The following is a 17,781-nucleotide window of genomic DNA, read 5'->3' as shown; positions in this document are numbered from 1 at the left end:
CGAGGACCTGTCGTTTTCGTTTGTGTGACAGATTTCCAGTAGTACACGAATCTTTATACTGTTGCAAGGACGCTACGGTAGTACTTAGGGAAGCGAGGGTGACAAAAAGAATGGGACAGCAGCGAGCCGCGGGAGGGGGGAACGGAGACGCCGTCGACGGACGGATCGACGTGCTGTGTATCGGGGACAGATCGTCGTCCGGAGCGATCAGCGAAGCGGCCAAGGACGCCGACGCCCCGATCTCGGTCGCGTGGACGACCGACCGCCGACGGATCCGGACGGTCGCCGAAGCCAGAACCATCGACTGTGTCGTGATCGACGGCTCGCTGAGCGAGCACATCCACGAACAGGTGCGCCAGATCCAGACGTTGCCCGTCGTCCTCTACACCGAGACGGACCCGGCGAACGTGTCCGACGAACTGCTCGACGTCGTCGACACGCTGGTCGACAGGGGCGACCCGGGCGACACCGCCCCGTTCCTGATCGAGAAGGTCGTCGGGCTCGTCAGCGAGCGAGAAGAGAAGAGCGAGTACGCGCTGGCACAGGCGCTCGCGCGGGTCGACGACGACGCCGCCTGTGAGGGGTACCAGTTCCTCGTCGAGCCCGACGGGACGATCTGCTGGGCCAGCGAGCCGTTCGAGACGGTCTTCCCCGTCGACGCCGCGGCGGACTCGGGTGGCTTCTACGAGCGGCTCGTGGCGCTGCTGGGGGACAGACCGAGCGCCATACGGACCGTGACCAGAGCCCAGCGAGGGGTCGACGCGACCAGCGAGACCGTCGTTGAACTGCCGACCGACGACGAGACACGTCACTTCAGCCACTCGGCACACGAGCTGCCAGACAGCGTCGGCTCGTTGCGCCTCGAAGTGTTTCGCGACGTGACGCCACAGGTACAGCGCGAGGCGCGACTGGAGCTGCTGGACCTGCTGGTCGAACAGGCACAGGACGGGCTCTACACGCTGGACGAGAACGGCGTGATCGACTTCTGCAACGAGTCGTTCGCCGAGATGCTGGGCTACGAGCGGACCGAGATCATCGGCCGGCACGCCTCGAAGACGCTGGCGGAGGGCGAGCTAGAGAAGGGCCAGCGGACGCTGCGCCACCTCGAACGCACCGACGAGGAGAGCGCGACCGTCGACATGACCTTCCTCGACCGGGCGGGCAACCGCCTGGAGGTGTCGATCCACTACACGCTGTTGCCGTCCGAAGACGGGAGTTACGCCGGGCTGATGGGTGTCGTCCGGGACATCACGGAACGCAAGGAGCGCGAGCGAGCACTGGAACAGTACCAGACACTGGTCGAGAGCGCCGGTGATCCGATGTACGTCCTCGACGCCGAGGGCCGGATCGAACTGCTCAACGAACCGATGGCGTCGTTCTTCGGCCGAGAGAAAGACGCCGTCGTCGGCGAGCGGATCAACGAACTGCTCCCGGAGGCCGGCGGCGAGCGCGGCGACAGGGCGCTCAAGTCGATTCTCGGCGACGAGAGTCGGACCTTCGAGAGCTTCGAGAGCTGGCTGGCCGACGCCAACGGGATCCAGCGTCTCTACGAGGTGACCGTCGGCGTGATCGAAGACGACGGAGAGTTCGTCGGCTCGGTCGGCACGCTCCGGGACATCACCGAACGCGAGCGTCGTCGCGAGGAGTTGGATCTCCTGCGACAGGTCTTCGCTCGCGTGTTGCGACACAACCTCCGCTCGGAGCTGTCGATCATCATGGGCAACACCGAGGTCGTGATGGAGGAACTGGAAGGGGCGAGCCGGGAGCTGGCCGGCACAGTGCTGGAACGGGGCAGACGGCTCGAAGAGACCGCGAGAAAGGCCAGAGCGATCGAGTCGGTGCTCGACAGCGAGGCGGGCCGGACGACCCAGCGCGTCGAGCAGGTCGTCGACCGCGCCGTCACGGCCGTCGAAGACGAGCATCCCGACGCGGTCATCGAGACCGACGGGTCGTCGTCGCTGTCGGTGCGTGCCCACCCGAACCTGGTCGTCGCCGTCGAGAACCTCGTGGACAACGCCGTCGAGCACGGCGAGGCGCTGGCGACGTGTGATGCCCGCGTCGAGGTCGAGAGCGACCGGGACGGCGTCTCGCTGTCGGTGGTCGACGGCGGACCCGGCCTGCCGGAGTGTGAGCGAAAGGCACTGAACCAGGAGTCCGAGACGCCACTGGAACACGGGAGCGGGCTGGGCCTGTGGCTGGTCAACTGGATCGTCGAGCGCTCCGGCGGGGCGCTGGGCTTCGACCACACCGACGGCCGGACGACCGTGACGATCGAGCTGGACGGCGATCCCGAGAGCGGCCCCGACTGACGCCGTTCGGATTAATGCAGCAACACTAAGTACAATCGGTATTCTCTGTTGTACTAACACGAATGCCGTTCCGCCACCAGGCGACCATCGGCGCGTACGAGACGAGCGGGGACCGGGCGGACGACTCGCCACAGCTGACCACGCCGGTCGGCGTGTGCCAGGACCCACGCGGGAACGTGTGGGTCGCGGACACCGCGAACAGTCGGCTCGTCGTCCTCGACAGCGCCCTGGAACAGCGCCTGACGGCCGTCGGCGAACCCGGATCGGAGCCGGGATCGTTCGAACTTCCCTTTCGGCTCGCCCACCACCCGAGCGATCCGGCGCTGTTCGTGACGGACCTGGCCAACGGCCGGGTTCAGCGGCTGTCCTACGAGTACGACGGTCGACGGCCCGAAGTCGTCGCCGTCGACACCTTCCGACCGGACGACGGGGAGCAGTTTCACCCCAACGGCATCGCAGTCTACGAGTACGACGACGGGCTTCGGGTGTTCGTCGCCGACGAGTTCTACCACGAGGGCGACGATCTCCGTGCGCGGATTACGGTCTTCGACGACGAGGGGACGCTCGTCGACACGATCCGGTCGGTCGACTCCGAGTTCGCCGGAGCGCTCCCGCTGTACTGGCCACAGGGGCTGGCCGTCGACACCGCGGGGAACCTCCTGATCGCGAACACTGGTGAGGGCGTGTTGCGCCAGACCGGCGCGTTCCCCTCGTACTTCGCGACGGTCCTTCGCTGTGACCGGGCCGGCGCTGGCGTCCCCTTCGAGGAGACGGGGCTGCCGATCGTCCCGCAGTCGTACGTCACGCCCCGTGGCGTCTCCGTGCTGGGCAGTGGCGACGACGAGCGCGTCGCCGTGCCGGACGTAGGCGGTGGCTTCGTCCACATGTACGACACGGCGCGGGGCCACACGAGCGAAGTCCCCTCGACGATCGCGCCGAGCCTAGACGACCGGCGGTTCGGGTCGCCGATGCAGGTCGCCCCCTACGACTCGCCGGACGGCACCGCGACCGACGACACGACCGAGCGAGTCCTGGTCACCGAGGCGATGGACCACACCGTCGCCGCCTACGATCTGGGAACGATCTCCGAGTCGAAGCGACGGCTGGCCGGCGTCGGCGGCGACCACACCGCGCCCGAGCGACTGGACTTCGCCAGCGCGGCCGTCGGCCTCCCCACGGTGGGCGGCGAGCGACTGCTCGTCGTCGACGCCGACAACGCCCGGCTCCAGGTGACCGACGCCGACGGCGGTGGACCGCTGGTCCAGCGACCACTCTCGCACAACCGATTCCCGGTCGGAACGGCGTTCTGGTCGGTCGAACCCGGCTTGGGCTATCTCTTCGCGGCCGACTACTCGCTGACCTACGACACGGACAACGACGAGCCACAGATCGCCGTCTACCGCCTCGACTGTCGCGATGGCGTCCGGATCGATCACGTCACGTCGGCCGCCACCTGGGGCATCTGGGGGAACAACTGCAAGCTGCCCCGAGGGCTGGCGACGGACGGGATCGACGACGACCGGACGCGCCTGCTCGCGGTCGACTCCTTCAACGGCCGATTGCTCCGGTGGACTTTCGACCGGACGACCGGGGAACTCGCCTACGAGGACGACGACGGTCGCTTCGGGCACGACCCCGGCGAGTTCTGGAACCCCGGCGACGTGGCCGTCGGCGAGCGCGCAACCTACGTCACCGACCGGAACAACAACCGACTTCAGTACCGCGACGACGACGGGTGGCACGTCTACGGCGAGGCCGGCTACGGCACCGACGGCGATCGATTCCTGTTGCCCCAGAGCGTCGCCGCCGCCGACGGATACATCTTCGTCGTCGATCTGGTCGATCGCGCGATCAAGGCCTACAGCGAGACCGACGCGGACGACGCGCTGGCGTTCGTGGACGCGATGCAGGCCTTCGGCGGCGACCGCGATCGGGGCGATCTCTGGATGCCGTCCCTGTTGTCGGCGAGTGAGCGCGAGGACGGCGTCGAACTGGTCGTCCCCGATTCCGTCCTCGGCGTCGCCTACCGGTACCACTGGACGCCGCCGGCATGACTCCGCAGGCCGCTCGTCGTCGGGTAATCCGCCGCTTCGGACAGGTAGCTGACACGTAACTATCCGGGATCGGCGTCTCTCTGCCGTCGAGATGGACACCGTGACCGGCAGTCCGCCGCTCGACGCGCTCGAACCGCCCACTGGCCTGTGGCTGCTGGCACTGGTCTTCTTCGGAATCGGCGATCTCCTCACGACCGGGGTCGGCCTGACGCTTGGCTCCTCGACCGAGGCGAACCCAGTCGTCGCATCGCTCGTTGAACGGTACGGCGTCGCGGTCTTGCTCCCGATCAAAGCGACGTTCTTCGTCGGGACCTACCTCGTGTGGCGAGCGTTGCCCCACCCGTACTCGACGACCGTCCCCGCGACGCTGGCGCTGGTGGGCGTCGTCGTCACCGTCTGGAACACCGGAATACTGCTCGGCGGAGCAGTCTCGTGACGCTGGCGACCGGCGAGAACGGGACGCCGGTCAATCGTCGCTGCCAGCTCGCCGACCGTCTTCGGACTCGCTACCGGCGGTTTCGAGTATCTCCTCGCGGTGTTCGTCCAGCAGCGGCGCGCGGCCACGCGGTCGCGGATCGGTCTCGGTCATCTTGATCGGGCTGCCGGCGATCGTCACCTGCTCGTCGGTGCCGGGCTGGTCGACCGTCGCCAGCATCTCGCGGGCCGCGACGTGTGGGTCCTCGAAGATGTCTGCGGTGTTCTGGACCGGCGCGGCGGGGACGCGGCCGTCGAGGGCGTCGACGATGGCGCTGGTCTCGCGGTCGCGCGTCCAGTCGGCGATGGCGGCCCGGAGCGTCGCCCGCGCGTCGCGGCGGCTGGCGGCGTCGGGGTACTCGGCGGCCAGCGCCGGACGGTCCATCGTCTCACAGAGCGTCCGCCAGTGGCCGTCCGAGAAGGCGGCGATCACGACGTAGCCGTCGGCCGCTTCGAAGGCGTCGTAGGGGAACAGCGTGGGGTGTGAGTTGCCCCGTCGAGTGGGAGCGTGGCCGTCGTAGGAGTACTGGTAGATCGTCCGCTCACACAGCGAGAGCATGGCGTCGTACATCGCCGTGTCGACGTACTGTCCCTCGCCGGTGCGCTCGCGGTGGTGGATCGCAGCGAGGATGCCGACGGCGTTCAGCGCCGCGGTAAAGAGGTCGCCGACGCCGGGGCCGACCTTCGTCGGCGGACCGTCCTCGGGGCCGGTGATCTCCATGACTCCGCCCAGCGCCTGGGCGATGAGGTCGAACGAGGGCTGGCCCTGGCGGTGCGTCTCGCCGGTCCGCGGGTCGCCGAAGCCACGGATCGAGGAGTAGACCAGCGACGGATTGCGCTCGCGGAGCTGCTCGTAGCCCAGATCGAACCGTTCCATCGTTCCGGCCTTGAAGTTCTCGACGACGACGTCTGCGCGTTCGACCAGCGAGAGGAACGCCTCGCGGTCGGCCTCGTCGCCGAAGTCCAGTTCCAGCGACCGCTTGCCGCGGTTGACACTCTGGAAGTAGCCGCCGTAGGGCTCGTCGTCGGTTTCGAGGTACGGGGGGTTCGACCGGATCAGGTCCCCGCCGGGGCGCTCGATCTTTACCACGTCCGCGCCCATGTCCGCGAGCAACATCGTACAGTACGGGCCGGCCAACACCTGTGTCAGGTCCAGGACCCGAAGGTCCGAGAGGGCACCCATGCGTCGTGGGTCGGTCGGTACGGTCATGAATCTTTGTGATTAATCATTATGAATTCCTTAAGGACGTATTATCATGAAAGATCATTACATTTATTGTGGGGAGCCTCGTCTGCACTACCACATGCCCCGGACGGTCATCCTCGGCGTCATCGGCTCCGACGCTCACGTCGTCGGTATCACGATTCTCGAACAGGCGCTGTCGGCCGCAGGCTTCGACGTCGTCAATCTCGGCGTCAAGACCTCGCAGGCGGACTTCGTCGACGCGGCACAGTCACACGACGCCGAGGCGGTACTGGTCTCCTCCCTGTACGGACACGCCCGACAGGACTGTGAGGGCTTTCACGACCGGATCGAGGCCGCCGGTCTCGACGTCTGTACCTACGTCGGCGGCAACCTCGCGGTCGGTCAGGACGAGTTCGAGCAGACCCGCGAGCGCTTCCGCGAGATGGGGTTCGACCGCGTCTTCGACGCGGAGACCGACCCACAGGAGGCGATCGCGGCGCTTCGCCAGGACCTCCAGCTGACGGCCCGCGAGGCCGAGCGAGCGAGGGTCGACAGCTGACCATGCCCCGCGACCAGCGGCTCGCTGGCGAGGAGCTACAGCGACTCGCCAACGAACTCCGCGACGAGTGGCACACCGGCCGCGAGGTCGACTTCGAGGAGGCGATCGCCTTCCACGAGTCGCTCCCGGCCGGCAAACAGTTCGCCCCAGTGCTGGAGTCGGCCGACCAGCCTCTGCTCCAGCCACGCGCGGGCGTCCCCTGCCTCGAAGCACAGATCGATCTGCTGCGGTACCTCGAACAGCAGGGCGGGGCGGACCTGCTCCCGACGACGATCGACTCCTACACCCGCGACAACGAGTACGAGAAGGCAGAGGAGGGGCTGGCGGCCTCGCGCAACAGCGACGAGGACGCGCTGAACGGGTTCCCCGCGGTCAACCACGGCGTCGAAGACTGTCGCCGGCTCGTGCGGGCGCTGGACACTCCCATCGAGGTGCGCCACGGCACGCCCGACGCGCGCCTGCTGGCGATGGTGACGCTTGCGGGTGGCTTCCAGAGCTTCGAGGGCGGCCCCATCTCGTACAACATTCCCTACACGAAGGGCCACAGCCTGGCGGAGACGATCACACACTGGCAGTTCGTCGACCGCCTCTGTGGGGCCTACGCGGAACGGGGCGTCGTCGTCAACCGCGAGCCGTTCGGCCCGCTGACGGGGACGCTGGTCCCGCCGGCCATCGCCATCGCGGTGATGCTGGTCGAGGGGCTGCTCGCGGCCACGCAGGGCGTGCGCTCGCTGACGCTTGGCTACGGCCAGGTCGGCAACGTCGTCCAGGACGTGGCCGCGCTGCGAGCGCTGCGCGCGCTGGGCGAGGAGTATCTTCCCGACGACGTGACGGTCACCACCGTCTTCCACGAGTGGATGGGCGGGTTCCCGCCCGACGAGGCGCGTGCCAGCGGCGTCATCGGCCTCGGCGGCGTCACGGCGGCGGTCGCGAAGCCCGACAAGGTCATCACCAAGTCCCCACAGGAGTTCCAGGGCGTTCCGACCAAGGAGGCCAACGCCGCGGGCCTGCGGACGACGCGGCAGCTCATCGACATGACCATCGAACAGGACATCGACCTCGCTGGCGTCGACGAGGAGCAGCGACTGATCGAACAGACGACGCGCGCGCTGATGGACGCGATCGACCGCCACGGCGACGGCGACCTGGCCCAGGGGGTGATCCGAGCCTTCGAGTCGGGCGCGATGGACGTGCCCTTCGCCCCCAGCGACGCCGCGGCGGGTGCGGTGTTGCCGGCCCGCGACGACGACGGCCGCGTCCGGATGTTCGAGTTCGGGGATCTCGCAGTGCCCGACGAGGTCCGCGAGATCCACGAGAACAAGCTCGGCCAGCGCGCCGAGCGGGAGGGCCGAGCCCAGTCGTTCCAGATGGTCGCCGACGACGTGGACGCCATCAGCGACGGCAAGCTCATCGGTCGCCGGGGTGAGACGGATGCGGATTGAGTCCGTCCGGGCGACGCCCGGCGTCGCCGGCTTTTTCTTCGACGACCAGCGCGCGATCAAGCAGGGGGCCAGCCGCGACGGGTTCGCCTACGAGGGCGAGCCGGTGACCGACGGCTTCGATCGGATCCGGGAGGCCGGCGAGAGCCTGCTCGTCGAACTCCAGCTCGGCGACGGCCGGTGGGTGCGGGGCGACTGTGCCGCCGTCCAGTACTCCGGGGCCGGGGGCCGCGACCCCCGCTTTCGGGCCGACGAGTTCGTGTCGGTCGTCGAGGGCCAGGTCGCCGACGTACTGCGCGGACGAGACGCGACCCACTTCGACGAGAACGTCACGGCCGTCGAAGCGCTCCCCTCTCGCCGGGGCGGCCGCCTGCACACGGCCGTCCGCTACGGGGTCTCGCAAGCACTGCTGAACGCCGCCGCCCACGCGACTCGCGGCACGCCCACCGACGTGCTCGCGACGGCGCTGGGCACGGAGCCGGCCACGGATCCCGTCCCGGTGTTCGGCCAGTCCGGCGACGAGCGATACACCAACGCCGAGAAGATGCTCGTCAAGGGCGTCCCGGTCCTGCCCCACGGCCTGTTCAACTCGACGGACGCGATGGGCGCGGACGGCGACGGCCTGCTCGACTACCTCGACTGGCTGTCGACACGCACGGACGACCTCGGAGGCCCGGAGTACGAGCCCCGTTTCCACGTCGACGTGTACGGGATGATCGGCGAACTGTTCGGACCGCCCTACGACCGCCCCGAAGTCACCGACTACTTCGCGGCGCTCGAACGGGCGGCGGCTCCCTACCCGCTGCAGGTCGAGGGGCCGATGGACGCCGCGGGGCGGGCCGATCAGATCCACGCGATGGCCGAACTCCGCGAGGCCCTCGCCGACGCGGGCGTCGCGGTGGACGTCGTCGCCGACGAGTGGTGCAACACCTTCGACGACGTTCGTCGCTTCGTCGACCACGAGGCGGCGGACGTGGTCCAGATCAAGACGCCGGATCTGGGCGGCGTCCAGCGGTCGGCCCGCGCGGTCCGCTACTGCGAGGGTACCGACACCCGCGCGTATCTCGGTGGCACCTGCAACGAGACGGCGACCTCCGCGCGGGCCTGTGCCCACGTCGCGCTGGCGACCGACGCAGCGCAGGTGCTCGCAAAGCCCGGCATGGGCTTCGACGAGGGGTACATGATCGTTACCAACGAGATGCGCCGGACGGTGGCACGGATGGACGGACGAGCGACCGGGGCCGACGCCGCCGAGCGACGGGACGCCCCGCGTCGCGATCCCGGTCCCGGCCGGGCGGGCGGTGGTCGCCGATGAGCGAGTGGACCGACCCCGACGCCTTCGCGTCGGCCCTCGACCGCGCGGAGACCCGAGAGAAGGGCCACTACTTCGAGCGCTTCGAGGTCGGCGAGACCATCGAGCACGAGCCCGGGCTGGTGCTCGACCGGCCCGGCACCGAGCGGTGGATGGGCCAGACGCTGAACCACGATCCCGCCTACTGGCGGACCGACGCAGCCCGCGAGCGGGACTTCCCCGAGCCACCGATCCACCCGGACTACCTGCTCGCCTGCGTCATGGGCGCGACCGTCGAAGACCTCTCGGAGAAGGGCGGGTACTTCCTCGGCCGGACCGACCTCCGGTTCCACGAGCCCGTCCTGCCGGGGACCGAGATCAGAACCCGATCGACCGTCGAGTCGACCGCCACCTCGAACTCCCGGCCCGACTACGGGATCGTCACCTGGCAGACGGCGGGCTACGACGCCGAGACGGACGCCGTGCTGGTCAGCTACGAGCGGACGAACATGGTCCCGCGACGCACCCCCACGGCGGCCGACGGCGGGCAGGTGACCGACGACGAGCGGGAGGCCGACGACGAGCAGGAGGCCGACGACGAGCAGACGGTCGAGGAGGGAGCCTCCGACGACTCCCTGCCGGCGACGCTGATCGCCCCCGACGGCCCCCACTTCGAGGACTTTCGGGCGGCGCTCGATCGCGTCGGGGACGACCCGGACGCTGCGGTCGCCTACCGCCACGAGCGCGGTCGGACGATGGACGACCAGCTCGTGGCCGGGCTCCCACTGGCGACGCTGAACACGGCCCGCCAGCACCACAACCGCGACGCCATGGCCGACTCGCCGTCCGGAGATATCGTGGCCTACGGCGACGTGACCCGCTCGGTCGCGCTGGCCCACGCCCGCTCGGACGAGGCCACGTACCGCGAGCGCGCCTATCACGACGAATCGTTCCACGACTTCGTGACGCTTGGAGACACGATCTACGGCTTCACGCGCGTCCTCGAAGCCGACCCCGACCCCGGTCCGCCGCGAGCCGGCGAAGTGACCTTCGAACACGTCGCGTTCGACCAGGACCGCCGCCCGGTCTACTCCGGCCGGCGAACCGCACTCATCGACAGCCGACACCAATGACACGACTCTGTCGCACCTTCCAGACCGCACCGGCCGCCGTCCCGCGAGAGAACTCGGCGAAGTACCTCGACTCCGGGCTCGCCGCCGAGGGGTTCGAGGCCCCGGACTGGCTCGCGCCCGACATCGAGGACGGCACCGCGCCCTCGATGAAAGCCGAGGCGCTCGAAAACACGATCGACCGGCTCCCCGAGTACGGCCCCGACTTCGGCGGCGAGATCTGGCCCCGCGTCGAGTGGAGTTACGCCGACCCGAGCTTCCGAGAGCGAGGCGTCGACCAGATCGACCGCCTCGTCGGCGAGGCCGGCGACCACCTCGACGGCGTCGTCGTCCCGAAAGTCGGCCGACGAGACGACGTAGAACGGGCTCGTGCAGCCGTCGCCGAGGCCGAACGCGAGTACGGGTACGACGACGGGTCGATCGGCCTCTCCGTGATCGTCGAGACGGCGCGAGCGTTCTCGGACCTGCGAGAGATCGCACGGCTGGGCGAGGACTCGCGTCTGACCGGCCTGATCTTCGGACCGGTGGACTACACCGCAGAGCTGGGCGGGCGCGCGATGGACGGCCAGCGCCCGCAGTGGGCCGCGATGCTCGAACGGCTCTCGAACGAGGCCAGCGCCGCCGGTCTCGTCGCCGTCGGCGGCCCCTTCGATCAGCTCTTTCACGAGCGAGCAGGAGTGACCTACTACAACGCACCGGGCTACGCCGACCAGGTGACCCGCGAGGCGACCATCGGCATCGACGGCTCGTGGTCGCTCCACCCCAAACAGACCGTCCAGGCCAACCGCATCCACATGCCGACTGCCGAGGAACTGGAGCGCGACGTGGGCAAGATCGAACGCTTCGTCGAAGCCAAGGCCGAGGGGTCGGGCGCGGTCGTACTGGACGGCCAGATGGTCGACGAAGCCACGTACAAGAACTTCGCCAACACCGTCGCGACGGTTCGTGCCATCGACGAGACCCATCCCGAACAGACGGCCGACCGCTACGACGGCGACCTCGTCGAGCGTGCGCGCGCCGTCGAACTGGGGTTCGAGGGCTCGACGTAAGCGATCAGAGATCGACGCTGAACTCGACGGTGATCCCACAGCCAGGGCAGACAGTCTCCATGACGCCCTTCCGGATCGCAGACTTGGTGATCTTTTTTACGATCGTCTTCCCACAGCCGCTACCGGTACAGTTCTTTTTCTTTTTCTTGCCGATCTTTGCAGTACACTTGGCACACTGTCCGAACTGCTTCGCGTATCGGTCGCCACAGATTTTGCATTTGAGCATACGATCACGCCGGTATTTATAGCAGAGGGTTGCTGCAAAAGTTTGTCCCCAGTGTGTGATATTATGCCTTGGGTCGTTCTCTCCATTCCCTATGTCGGTGCGACGAGCCCGCCGGTGTCCGAGCCGGCACGAGGGCGGTCCGGGCAGCGGCGGGCGAAGCGAGTAAGACCCTCCCGACCGAAGGCGACCACGTGAAAGACTTCGAGCGCGAGCAGTTGCTCGAACGCATCGGCCGGGAGAGCGCGACGGTCGGCGTGGACATCCCCGAAGCAATCGAGGTGCAAGGCGAGACGATCGAACTCCAGTCGTTCGTCTTCGAGATCAAGCGCCGGGACACGATCCCCGCCGGGGAACGCGAGCGCGTCGAGAACGCCAAGCGCAACCTTCGGCGCGAGCGCCGCCAGCGCAAACAGCGCATCGAGGACGACGACATCACGTTCGGGCAGGGAGAGCGCCTCGCGAACTCGATCATCGGGATCGACCGGGCGCTGAACGCCCTCGAACAGCTCGGGCCGGCCGATATCGAGCAGGAGGCCCAGGCCAAGGAAGCCGCCGACAAGAAACGCTGGATGCAGTTCCTCAAGAAGGCGCTGGGCCACGAAGACGCCGACTCCGGTACCGGGAGGGCGAGTCGCGGCCGATGAGTCGCAACGACGAGATCGCCCGGCAGTTCGAGGCTTTCGCGGACCTGCTGGACGCGAAGGGCGTCGACTACAAGCCACGCGCGTATCGCCGCGCCGCGGAGAACATCCGCGAGTACCCGCAGGCAGTGGAGAGCCTCGCCCAGGAGGGCGAGGACGCCGTCGGCGAGATCGACGGCGTCGGCGACGCCATCGCGAGCAAGGTCGTCGAGTACGTCGAGACCGGAGCGATCGCGGAACTCGACGAGCTGCGCGAGGAGTACCCCCTCGACATGGCGGCGATCACCGGCGTCGAGGGCGTCGGCCCCAAGACCGCCGGGACGCTGTACGAGGAACTGGGGATCGAGACGCTCGACGACCTCGAAGCGGCCGCCGAGGCCGGCGACATCCAGACGGTAAAGGGGTTCGGAGCCAAGACCGAGCAGAACATCCTCGACGGCATCGACTTCGCCCGCGAGGCCCACGAACGGCAGTTGCTCGGAGACGCCCGTCCCAACGGCGAGCGTGTCGTCGAGTACCTCGACGCCGTCGACGCGGTCGCGTCGGTCGAGCTCGCGGGCTCGCTGCGACGCTGGCGGGCGACGATCGGCGACGTGGACGTGCTGGTCGGCAGCGACGACGCCGAGCGGGTCGTCGCGGCGTTCACCGACTGGCCCGAGGCCGACAGCGTCATCGAGGCCGGCGACACGAAGGCGAGCCTGCGGGCCGACGGCGTCCGGATCGATCTGCGCGTCGTCGTCCCCGAGGAGTTCGGGGCTGCCCTCCAGTACTTCACCGGGAGCAAGGCCCACAACGTCGCCGTCCGGAACCGCGCGATCGAGCGCGACCTGAAGGTCAACGAGTACGGCATCTTCGACGTGGCCGGCGTCGAAGACGACGACCAGCGGGCCGGCGAGAAGATCGGCGGCGAGACCGAAGCGTCGATGTACGATCCGCTGGAGATGGACTGGGTCCCCCCAGAACTCCGAGAGAACCGCGGCGAGATCGAGGCCGCGGTCGAAGGGGAGCTGCCGGACCTCGTCGAGACGAGCGATATTCGCGGCGACCTCCACACGCACACTACCTGGTCGGACGGCCGCGCCACCGTCGCGGAGATGATCGAGGGGGCGGCCGCCTTCGGCCACGACTACCTCGCGATCACGGACCACGCCACCGGGCCGGGGATGGTCGGCGGCGTCGGCCTCGACGACGAGGAACTGCGCGACCAGCTCGGCGAGATCCGGGCGGCGGCCGACGACGCCGCGATCGACGTGTTCGCGGGCGTCGAGGCCAACGTCGCGGCCGACGGAACGGTGTCGGTCGGCGACGACCTGCTGTCCGACCTCGACCTCGTGGTGGCCTCGCCCCACGCCGCGCTCGACGGCGACGGCACCGAGCGGCTGGTCGCGGCGGCCCGACACCCGGCCGTCGACGTCGTCGGCCACCCGACCGGTCGCTACCTCAACCGCCGTCCGGGCCTCGACGTGGACGTATCGCGGCTGGCGACGGTCGCCGCCGACCACGGCACGGCACTGGAGATCAACGCCGACCCGGCGCGACTGGACCTCGCTGGCAGCGCCGTCAAGACGGCGATCGAGGCCGGCGCGACCGTCGCCATCGACACCGACGCGCACTCGCCGGCCGGCTTCGACAGCCTCAGGTACGGCGTCCACACCGGCCGACGCGGCTGGGCCGAGCCCGCGGACGTACTCAACGCGTGGCACGTCGACGACGTGCGGTCGTTCCTCCACTGACCGATGACCGACCTCTTGCTCGACGTGATGTGTGGGAAGCTCGCGACGTACCTGCGGATGTGTGGCTACGACGCCGCCTACGCGCTCGATCGGGACATCGCCCCGGACGCGCCGGACGAGGCGCTCCTCGCGCTGGCCCGGCGCGAAGGGCGACGGATCGTCACCAGGGATCGCGACCTCGCGAGTCGGAGTCCCGACGCGATCTTGCTCGACGGCCGAACGATCGAGACACAGCTCTCGGCGCTGTCGGCGGCGGGCTTCGAACTCGCCGTCGATGACGAACCCGCGTACTGTGGCGACTGCAACGGGCGACTGGACGCCGTCGACCCCGACCGCTCGACGCCCGACTACGCACCGGAGCCCGACGAGACGGACGTGTGGCGCTGTCGAGCCTGCGGACAGCACTTCTGGCGAGGGAGCCACTGGGACGACGTGGCCGAGACGATCGCCGGAATCGAGGACTGATACTACCGGCTGTACGAGACGGGTTGTTGTAGATCGTTACCAGATCGACCGCACGCTGTCGTGTCGTCGACTGGGTAAACGTCGACGACTCTGTATCATCACGGGCCGGTATGCGGGTGTTACCCACCCGTACCAACCGCCCCACTCAGAGCGGAGTGAGCACGGACCGGCCGGCCGAGCCGACGCAAAAATCGCAAGACGGCAGCGGGTTAACCGACCGTACCAAACCCCCTAAGAGTATCTGATCCGAACGATGGTGTATGAGCACGACAGCGACGACGGCCGACACGCGCCTCTCGGAGAAACAGCGCCGCATCCTCGAGTTCCTGCGAGACAACGCCGACACACAGACGTACTTCAAGTCCCGGCTCATCGGCAACGAACTCGGTCTCTCCGCGAAGGAAGTCGGGACGAACATGACGGCCATCGAAGACGGCGAGTTCGACGTCGACGTCGAGAAGTGGGGCTACTCCTCGGCGACGACGTGGAAGGTCACCTGCTGACCGCTCGTCGAACTCGTTCGTCGCTTCTCGGAGTGCCCCCAGTCAGTGCCCCGACGGCCGGCTGTCGGTCACGCCCCCCGGCAGCGACCTGTAGTCGACCGGAAAACGACGACAGTTCGCCGTCTCACTCCGGATCGTACGAGACGAGATCGGCCGCCTCGGTAGCGAGCGTGGCCGCGTGCTCACCGAAGGAGTCCGCGTAGCGAACGAGCAGCGTCAGGACGGTTTCTGGCTCTTCGACCGCGTAGCCGTCGTCTCGCGAGAGCAGGCCCACACTCTCCAGTTCGCTCGCGTACTTGCTGACGGTCGGCCGAGACACGTCCAGCGTCGCCGCCAGGTCCCCGCCCGTCGCCGACGGATCTCTCAGCAGCGCGACGAGCATCCCACGCGGCGTCTCGCGGCGGAGATAGCTCAACACGACCATCTCCCGCTCGGAGAACTGTCCGGCCGCGAAAAAGCGCCGGTAGTCGCCGTCGCGGTAGCTGTCGATCCGTCCGTCCTCGGCCAGTTGCCGGAGGTGATGCTGGCTCTCGCCGGTCCCGAGCTGGAGGTCGTCTCTAATCTTCGAGAAGTGCGCGCCGGGCGTCGTCGAGACGTAGCCCGCGATCGCTTCGCGGGCGTCGCTCTCGGAGTCCCCGTCGCTGTCAGAGAAACGCGCCAGCGGACCCGCCGCACCGAGCGCGGCGAACCGGCGCAGCGTCGCACGCTTCGATTCGTCGACCGGACCATCCCCACCCATGTCTGGTTCAGCTACGCACACCAGTAATAAAACGGCTTCGACTGTGGTGACTACCTGGCCTACAGATCGTCTTCGTCGGTGCTACCGTCGCCAGGGGCGTTGCCGCCGTCACCGAACTCCTGGTCCATCTCCTCGATGGCCTCGTTGGGGTCCTGGATGTCGGTGCTGTCTTCGCCGTGTTTGATCTTCTGGGCCTGCTGTTCCATCTCTTCGACGTCGACCTGGGCCTCCTGGTCGATCTGACCGAGGATCTCCTCGATGTCGTCGAGTCCCAGCATCTCGCGTGCCTCTTCGTCGAACTCCAGGCCCTCGAGCACGTGGCCGTTCTCCTTCACGTCCGAGCCGGTGAGGTGCTTGCCGTAGCGGCCCACCAGCGAGGTGAGCTCCTGGGGGAGGATGAAGGTGGTCGACTCGCTGCCGCCGATCCCTTCCAGCGTCTCCATGCCCTTGTCGATGATCGCGCGTTCGCCCATCGACTCGGCGGATTTGGCGCGGAGCACGGTCGAGATGGCGTCACCCTGCGCTTCGAGGATCTGGCTCTGCTTTTCACCCTGCGCGCGGATGATGTTGGACTGCTTGTCACCTTCCGCGGTCTCGATGGCAGAGCGGCGTTCACCCTGCGCTTCCAGGATCATGGCACGGCGTTTCCGTTCGGCGGAGGTCTGTTGCTCCATGGCCTGCTGGACGTCTTTCGACGGATTGACCTCGCGGACCTCGACGCTCTCGACGCGGACCCCCCACTCGTCGGTGGGCTCGTCGAGTTCCTTCCGGATGCGCGAGTTGATCTCCTGGCGCTTGTTGAGCGTGTCGTCGAGTTCCATGTCGCCCAGCACCGCACGGAGCGTCGTCTGGGCGAGGTTCGAGACGGCCCGCTCGTAGTTGTCGACTTCGAGGAACGCCTTCTTCGGGTCCATCACCTTGATGTAGACGACGGCGTCGGCGGTCACCGGGGAGTTGTCCCGGGTGATCGCCTCTTGGCGGGGCACGTCGAGTGTCTGGGTTCGCATGTCGAACCGCGTCACGTCGGACACGAACGGATAGATGAAGTGGATCCCCTGATCGAGGAGGCCACGATACGAACCGAGGACCGTGTACGCACCCTGCTGGTACGGGCGGATGATGACGATGCTCGAATACACCAGTGCGACGGCGAGCAGGAGGAAGACCACTGCGACGAACAGGATCCCCCCTCCTTGGAGGACGACACTTGGAAGCATATCGTCCGAACCTCGGGGTGGCTAAAAGAAAAGCCTTCGGTCGTCGTGACAGGTAGTCTCTGCTTACAGATCGCACACGGTGACCGTTCGTACGGACAGTCGTAGCGATGTCCCGGTGAGCGTCTCCCCCGCCCCAGCGCTCACCGGGAAGCAACGACACCGTTCCGTCTCAGGCGGCGTCGGACTCGACGTCGGGGTCGAACTCGCGTTCCGGTTCGGCGTCGGTCACCGACTGTTCGCGGTCGTTTTCGAGCTGTCGGTCGATCTCGTCGCCGCCCGCGACGACCTCGACGGTGACGACGTTGCCGCCGCCGGGGTCGACGACCATCACTTCCGCCCCCTCTTCGATCTCACCGTCGACGCTGCGAGCCTGGTAGTAGGGGTTGAAGCCGGCGTCCTGTAGCTTCACTTCCCCGTCGGTCTGGGTGACTCGCTCGGTGACGCGGCCGAACTTGCCCCGCAGCGAGTCCGAGTCGAGCGTCTGTGCAGAGCCTTCACCGCCGTAGATGTCGATGCGACGGTACCCCCACAGCGTCAGCGCGGTGGTCACGAGGACGGCGGCAGCGAGCACGAGAATCCCGATCGCACCCCCGACCGGCGAGAAGAGCCCGACGACGCCCGCCGTCAGGAGCGCGACGCCCAGCACGAAGAAGTGTGCGCCCGGAGCGACCGCTTCGGCGACGAGCAACAGGGCTCCACCGACGAAGAGCAGCGTCGAGAGCGATTCGCTGAGCAGAGACATACGCGACCTACGGCCTCCGGCGGA

At 67.9% G+C, this 17,781-nt stretch carries 17 protein-coding genes; 12 read left to right on the top strand and 5 right to left on the bottom strand.

Annotated elements, in window-relative coordinates; genetic code table 11:
• Positions 1-110: 110 nt before the first annotated feature.
• From ACAH01_RS05765 to ACAH01_RS05755, 3 genes are all read left to right on the top strand, one after another.
• Entirely contained in the window at positions 111-2,309 is a 2,199-nt protein-coding gene (locus ACAH01_RS05765) for a PAS domain S-box protein (RefSeq protein WP_372480534.1), read from the top strand.
• 62 nt (positions 2,310-2,371) lie between these two features.
• Entirely contained in the window at positions 2,372-4,363 is a 1,992-nt protein-coding gene (locus tag ACAH01_RS05760; RefSeq protein WP_372480533.1) for a hypothetical protein, read from the top strand.
• Positions 4,364-4,454: 91 nt separating this feature from the next.
• Positions 4,455-4,799, top strand: a complete 345-nt coding sequence (locus ACAH01_RS05755) for a DUF5658 family protein (protein ID WP_372480532.1) — start codon at positions 4,455-4,457, stop codon at positions 4,797-4,799.
• A gap of 30 nt (positions 4,800-4,829) precedes the next feature.
• On the opposite strand, the gene mct is transcribed toward ACAH01_RS05755, so the two are convergent.
• The gene (gene mct, locus ACAH01_RS05750; RefSeq protein WP_170094986.1) at positions 4,830-6,020 is read right to left on the bottom strand and encodes a succinyl-CoA:mesaconate CoA-transferase; all 1,191 of its coding nucleotides are present in this window, start codon (positions 6,018-6,020) and stop codon (positions 4,830-4,832) included.
• Between the two features lie 121 nt (positions 6,021-6,141).
• On the opposite strand from mct, the gene glmS reads away from it, so the two are divergent.
• The 5 genes from glmS to citE are packed head-to-tail and all read left to right on the top strand — an operon-like array spanning position 6,142 to position 11,491.
• The gene (gene glmS / locus ACAH01_RS05745) at positions 6,142-6,582 is read left to right on the top strand and encodes a methylaspartate mutase subunit S (protein ID WP_153553993.1); all 441 of its coding nucleotides are present in this window, start codon (positions 6,142-6,144) and stop codon (positions 6,580-6,582) included.
• A gap of 2 nt (positions 6,583-6,584) precedes the next feature.
• Positions 6,585-8,024 carry a methylaspartate mutase subunit E gene (locus ACAH01_RS05740; RefSeq protein ID WP_170094987.1) on the top strand — a complete coding sequence of 480 codons (1,440 nt, stop codon included), beginning with the start codon at positions 6,585-6,587 and terminating at the stop codon, positions 8,022-8,024.
• Positions 8,014-9,336 (top strand): methylaspartate ammonia-lyase, encoded by a 1,323-nt coding sequence (locus ACAH01_RS05735; protein WP_372480531.1) that lies wholly within the window; start codon positions 8,014-8,016, stop codon positions 9,334-9,336. The genes ACAH01_RS05740 and ACAH01_RS05735 overlap by 11 nt, the downstream gene beginning before the upstream one ends.
• Entirely contained in the window at positions 9,333-10,445 is a 1,113-nt protein-coding gene (gene mch / locus ACAH01_RS05730) for a 2-methylfumaryl-CoA hydratase (RefSeq protein ID WP_372480530.1), read from the top strand. The genes ACAH01_RS05735 and mch overlap by 4 nt, the downstream gene beginning before the upstream one ends.
• Positions 10,442-11,491: an L-malyl-CoA/beta-methylmalyl-CoA lyase gene (gene citE, locus ACAH01_RS05725; protein WP_372480529.1), complete on the top strand. Its 1,050-nt coding sequence runs from the start codon at positions 10,442-10,444 to the stop codon at positions 11,489-11,491. The genes mch and citE overlap by 4 nt, the downstream gene beginning before the upstream one ends.
• A 4-nt stretch (positions 11,492-11,495) precedes the next feature.
• Here citE and ACAH01_RS05720 read toward each other — a convergent pair whose 3' ends face one another.
• On the bottom strand, positions 11,496-11,717 hold the full coding sequence (locus ACAH01_RS05720) for a hypothetical protein (protein ID WP_372480528.1): 222 nt from the start codon (positions 11,715-11,717) through the stop codon (positions 11,496-11,498).
• 191 nt (positions 11,718-11,908) lie between these two features.
• Here ACAH01_RS05720 and ACAH01_RS05715 point away from each other — a divergent pair, with 191 nt between their 5' ends.
• The 4 genes from ACAH01_RS05715 (at position 11,909) to ACAH01_RS05700 (ending at position 15,059) form a co-directional block, all read left to right on the top strand.
• Positions 11,909-12,361 (top strand): DUF5788 family protein, encoded by a 453-nt coding sequence (locus ACAH01_RS05715; RefSeq protein WP_372480527.1) that lies wholly within the window; start codon positions 11,909-11,911, stop codon positions 12,359-12,361.
• A complete protein-coding gene (gene polX / locus ACAH01_RS05710) occupies positions 12,358-14,091 on the top strand; it encodes a DNA polymerase/3'-5' exonuclease PolX (protein ID WP_372480526.1) in 1,734 nt (577 codons plus the stop codon). The genes ACAH01_RS05715 and polX overlap by 4 nt, the downstream gene beginning before the upstream one ends.
• Before the next feature lie 3 nt (positions 14,092-14,094).
• On the top strand, positions 14,095-14,556 hold the full coding sequence (locus tag ACAH01_RS05705) for a DUF5615 family PIN-like protein (RefSeq protein WP_170094993.1): 462 nt from the start codon (positions 14,095-14,097) through the stop codon (positions 14,554-14,556).
• A gap of 260 nt (positions 14,557-14,816) precedes the next feature.
• On the top strand, positions 14,817-15,059 hold the full coding sequence (locus tag ACAH01_RS05700; protein ID WP_170094994.1) for a hypothetical protein: 243 nt from the start codon (positions 14,817-14,819) through the stop codon (positions 15,057-15,059).
• Positions 15,060-15,183: 124 nt separating this feature from the next.
• On the opposite strand, the gene ACAH01_RS05695 is transcribed toward ACAH01_RS05700, so the two are convergent.
• The 3 genes from ACAH01_RS05695 to ACAH01_RS05685 form a co-directional block, all read right to left on the bottom strand.
• On the bottom strand, positions 15,184-15,798 hold the full coding sequence (locus tag ACAH01_RS05695) for a winged helix-turn-helix transcriptional regulator (protein ID WP_015763936.1): 615 nt from the start codon (positions 15,796-15,798) through the stop codon (positions 15,184-15,186).
• Between the two features lie 59 nt (positions 15,799-15,857).
• Positions 15,858-17,015, bottom strand: coding sequence for an SPFH domain-containing protein (locus ACAH01_RS05690; RefSeq protein ID WP_153554083.1), 1,158 nt, complete (start codon positions 17,013-17,015; stop codon positions 15,858-15,860).
• Positions 17,016-17,184: 169 nt separating this feature from the next.
• A complete protein-coding gene (locus ACAH01_RS05685; protein WP_372480525.1) occupies positions 17,185-17,757 on the bottom strand; it encodes an NfeD family protein in 573 nt (190 codons plus the stop codon).
• Between the last annotated feature and the right edge of the window lie 24 nt (positions 17,758-17,781).

The organism is Halomicrobium sp. HM KBTZ05 (assembly GCF_041530035.1).
Lineage (GTDB): Archaea > Halobacteriota > Halobacteria > Halobacteriales > Haloarculaceae > Halomicrobium.
The sequence above is the reverse complement of the archived record's forward strand: the minus strand, read 5'-3'. Positions and strand labels throughout refer to the sequence as shown.

What these genes read in the sequence shown, in the direction of transcription:
- ACAH01_RS05695 (WP_015763936.1), bottom strand. Translation starts at nt 15,798, where the DNA reads ATGGGTGGGGATGGTCCGGTCGACGAATCGAAGCGTGCGACGCTGCGC.
- ACAH01_RS05705 (WP_170094993.1), top strand. Translation starts at nt 14,095, where the DNA reads ATGACCGACCTCTTGCTCGACGTGATGTGTGGGAAGCTCGCGACGTAC.
- glmS (WP_153553993.1), top strand. Translation starts at nt 6,142, where the DNA reads ATGCCCCGGACGGTCATCCTCGGCGTCATCGGCTCCGACGCTCACGTC.
- ACAH01_RS05700 (WP_170094994.1), top strand. Translation starts at nt 14,817, where the DNA reads ATGAGCACGACAGCGACGACGGCCGACACGCGCCTCTCGGAGAAACAG.
- ACAH01_RS05690 (WP_153554083.1), bottom strand. Translation starts at nt 17,015, where the DNA reads ATGCTTCCAAGTGTCGTCCTCCAAGGAGGGGGGATCCTGTTCGTCGCA.
- ACAH01_RS05740 (WP_170094987.1), top strand. Translation starts at nt 6,585, where the DNA reads ATGCCCCGCGACCAGCGGCTCGCTGGCGAGGAGCTACAGCGACTCGCC.
- ACAH01_RS05755 (WP_372480532.1), top strand. Translation starts at nt 4,455, where the DNA reads ATGGACACCGTGACCGGCAGTCCGCCGCTCGACGCGCTCGAACCGCCC.
- ACAH01_RS05720 (WP_372480528.1), bottom strand. Translation starts at nt 11,717, where the DNA reads ATGCTCAAATGCAAAATCTGTGGCGACCGATACGCGAAGCAGTTCGGA.
- polX (WP_372480526.1), top strand. Translation starts at nt 12,358, where the DNA reads ATGAGTCGCAACGACGAGATCGCCCGGCAGTTCGAGGCTTTCGCGGAC.
- ACAH01_RS05735 (WP_372480531.1), top strand. Translation starts at nt 8,014, where the DNA reads ATGCGGATTGAGTCCGTCCGGGCGACGCCCGGCGTCGCCGGCTTTTTC.
- ACAH01_RS05765 (WP_372480534.1), top strand. Translation starts at nt 111, where the DNA reads ATGGGACAGCAGCGAGCCGCGGGAGGGGGGAACGGAGACGCCGTCGAC.
- ACAH01_RS05760 (WP_372480533.1), top strand. Translation starts at nt 2,372, where the DNA reads ATGCCGTTCCGCCACCAGGCGACCATCGGCGCGTACGAGACGAGCGGG.
- citE (WP_372480529.1), top strand. Translation starts at nt 10,442, where the DNA reads ATGACACGACTCTGTCGCACCTTCCAGACCGCACCGGCCGCCGTCCCG.
- mct (WP_170094986.1), bottom strand. Translation starts at nt 6,020, where the DNA reads ATGGGTGCCCTCTCGGACCTTCGGGTCCTGGACCTGACACAGGTGTTG.
- mch (WP_372480530.1), top strand. Translation starts at nt 9,333, where the DNA reads ATGAGCGAGTGGACCGACCCCGACGCCTTCGCGTCGGCCCTCGACCGC.
- ACAH01_RS05685 (WP_372480525.1), bottom strand. Translation starts at nt 17,757, where the DNA reads ATGTCTCTGCTCAGCGAATCGCTCTCGACGCTGCTCTTCGTCGGTGGA.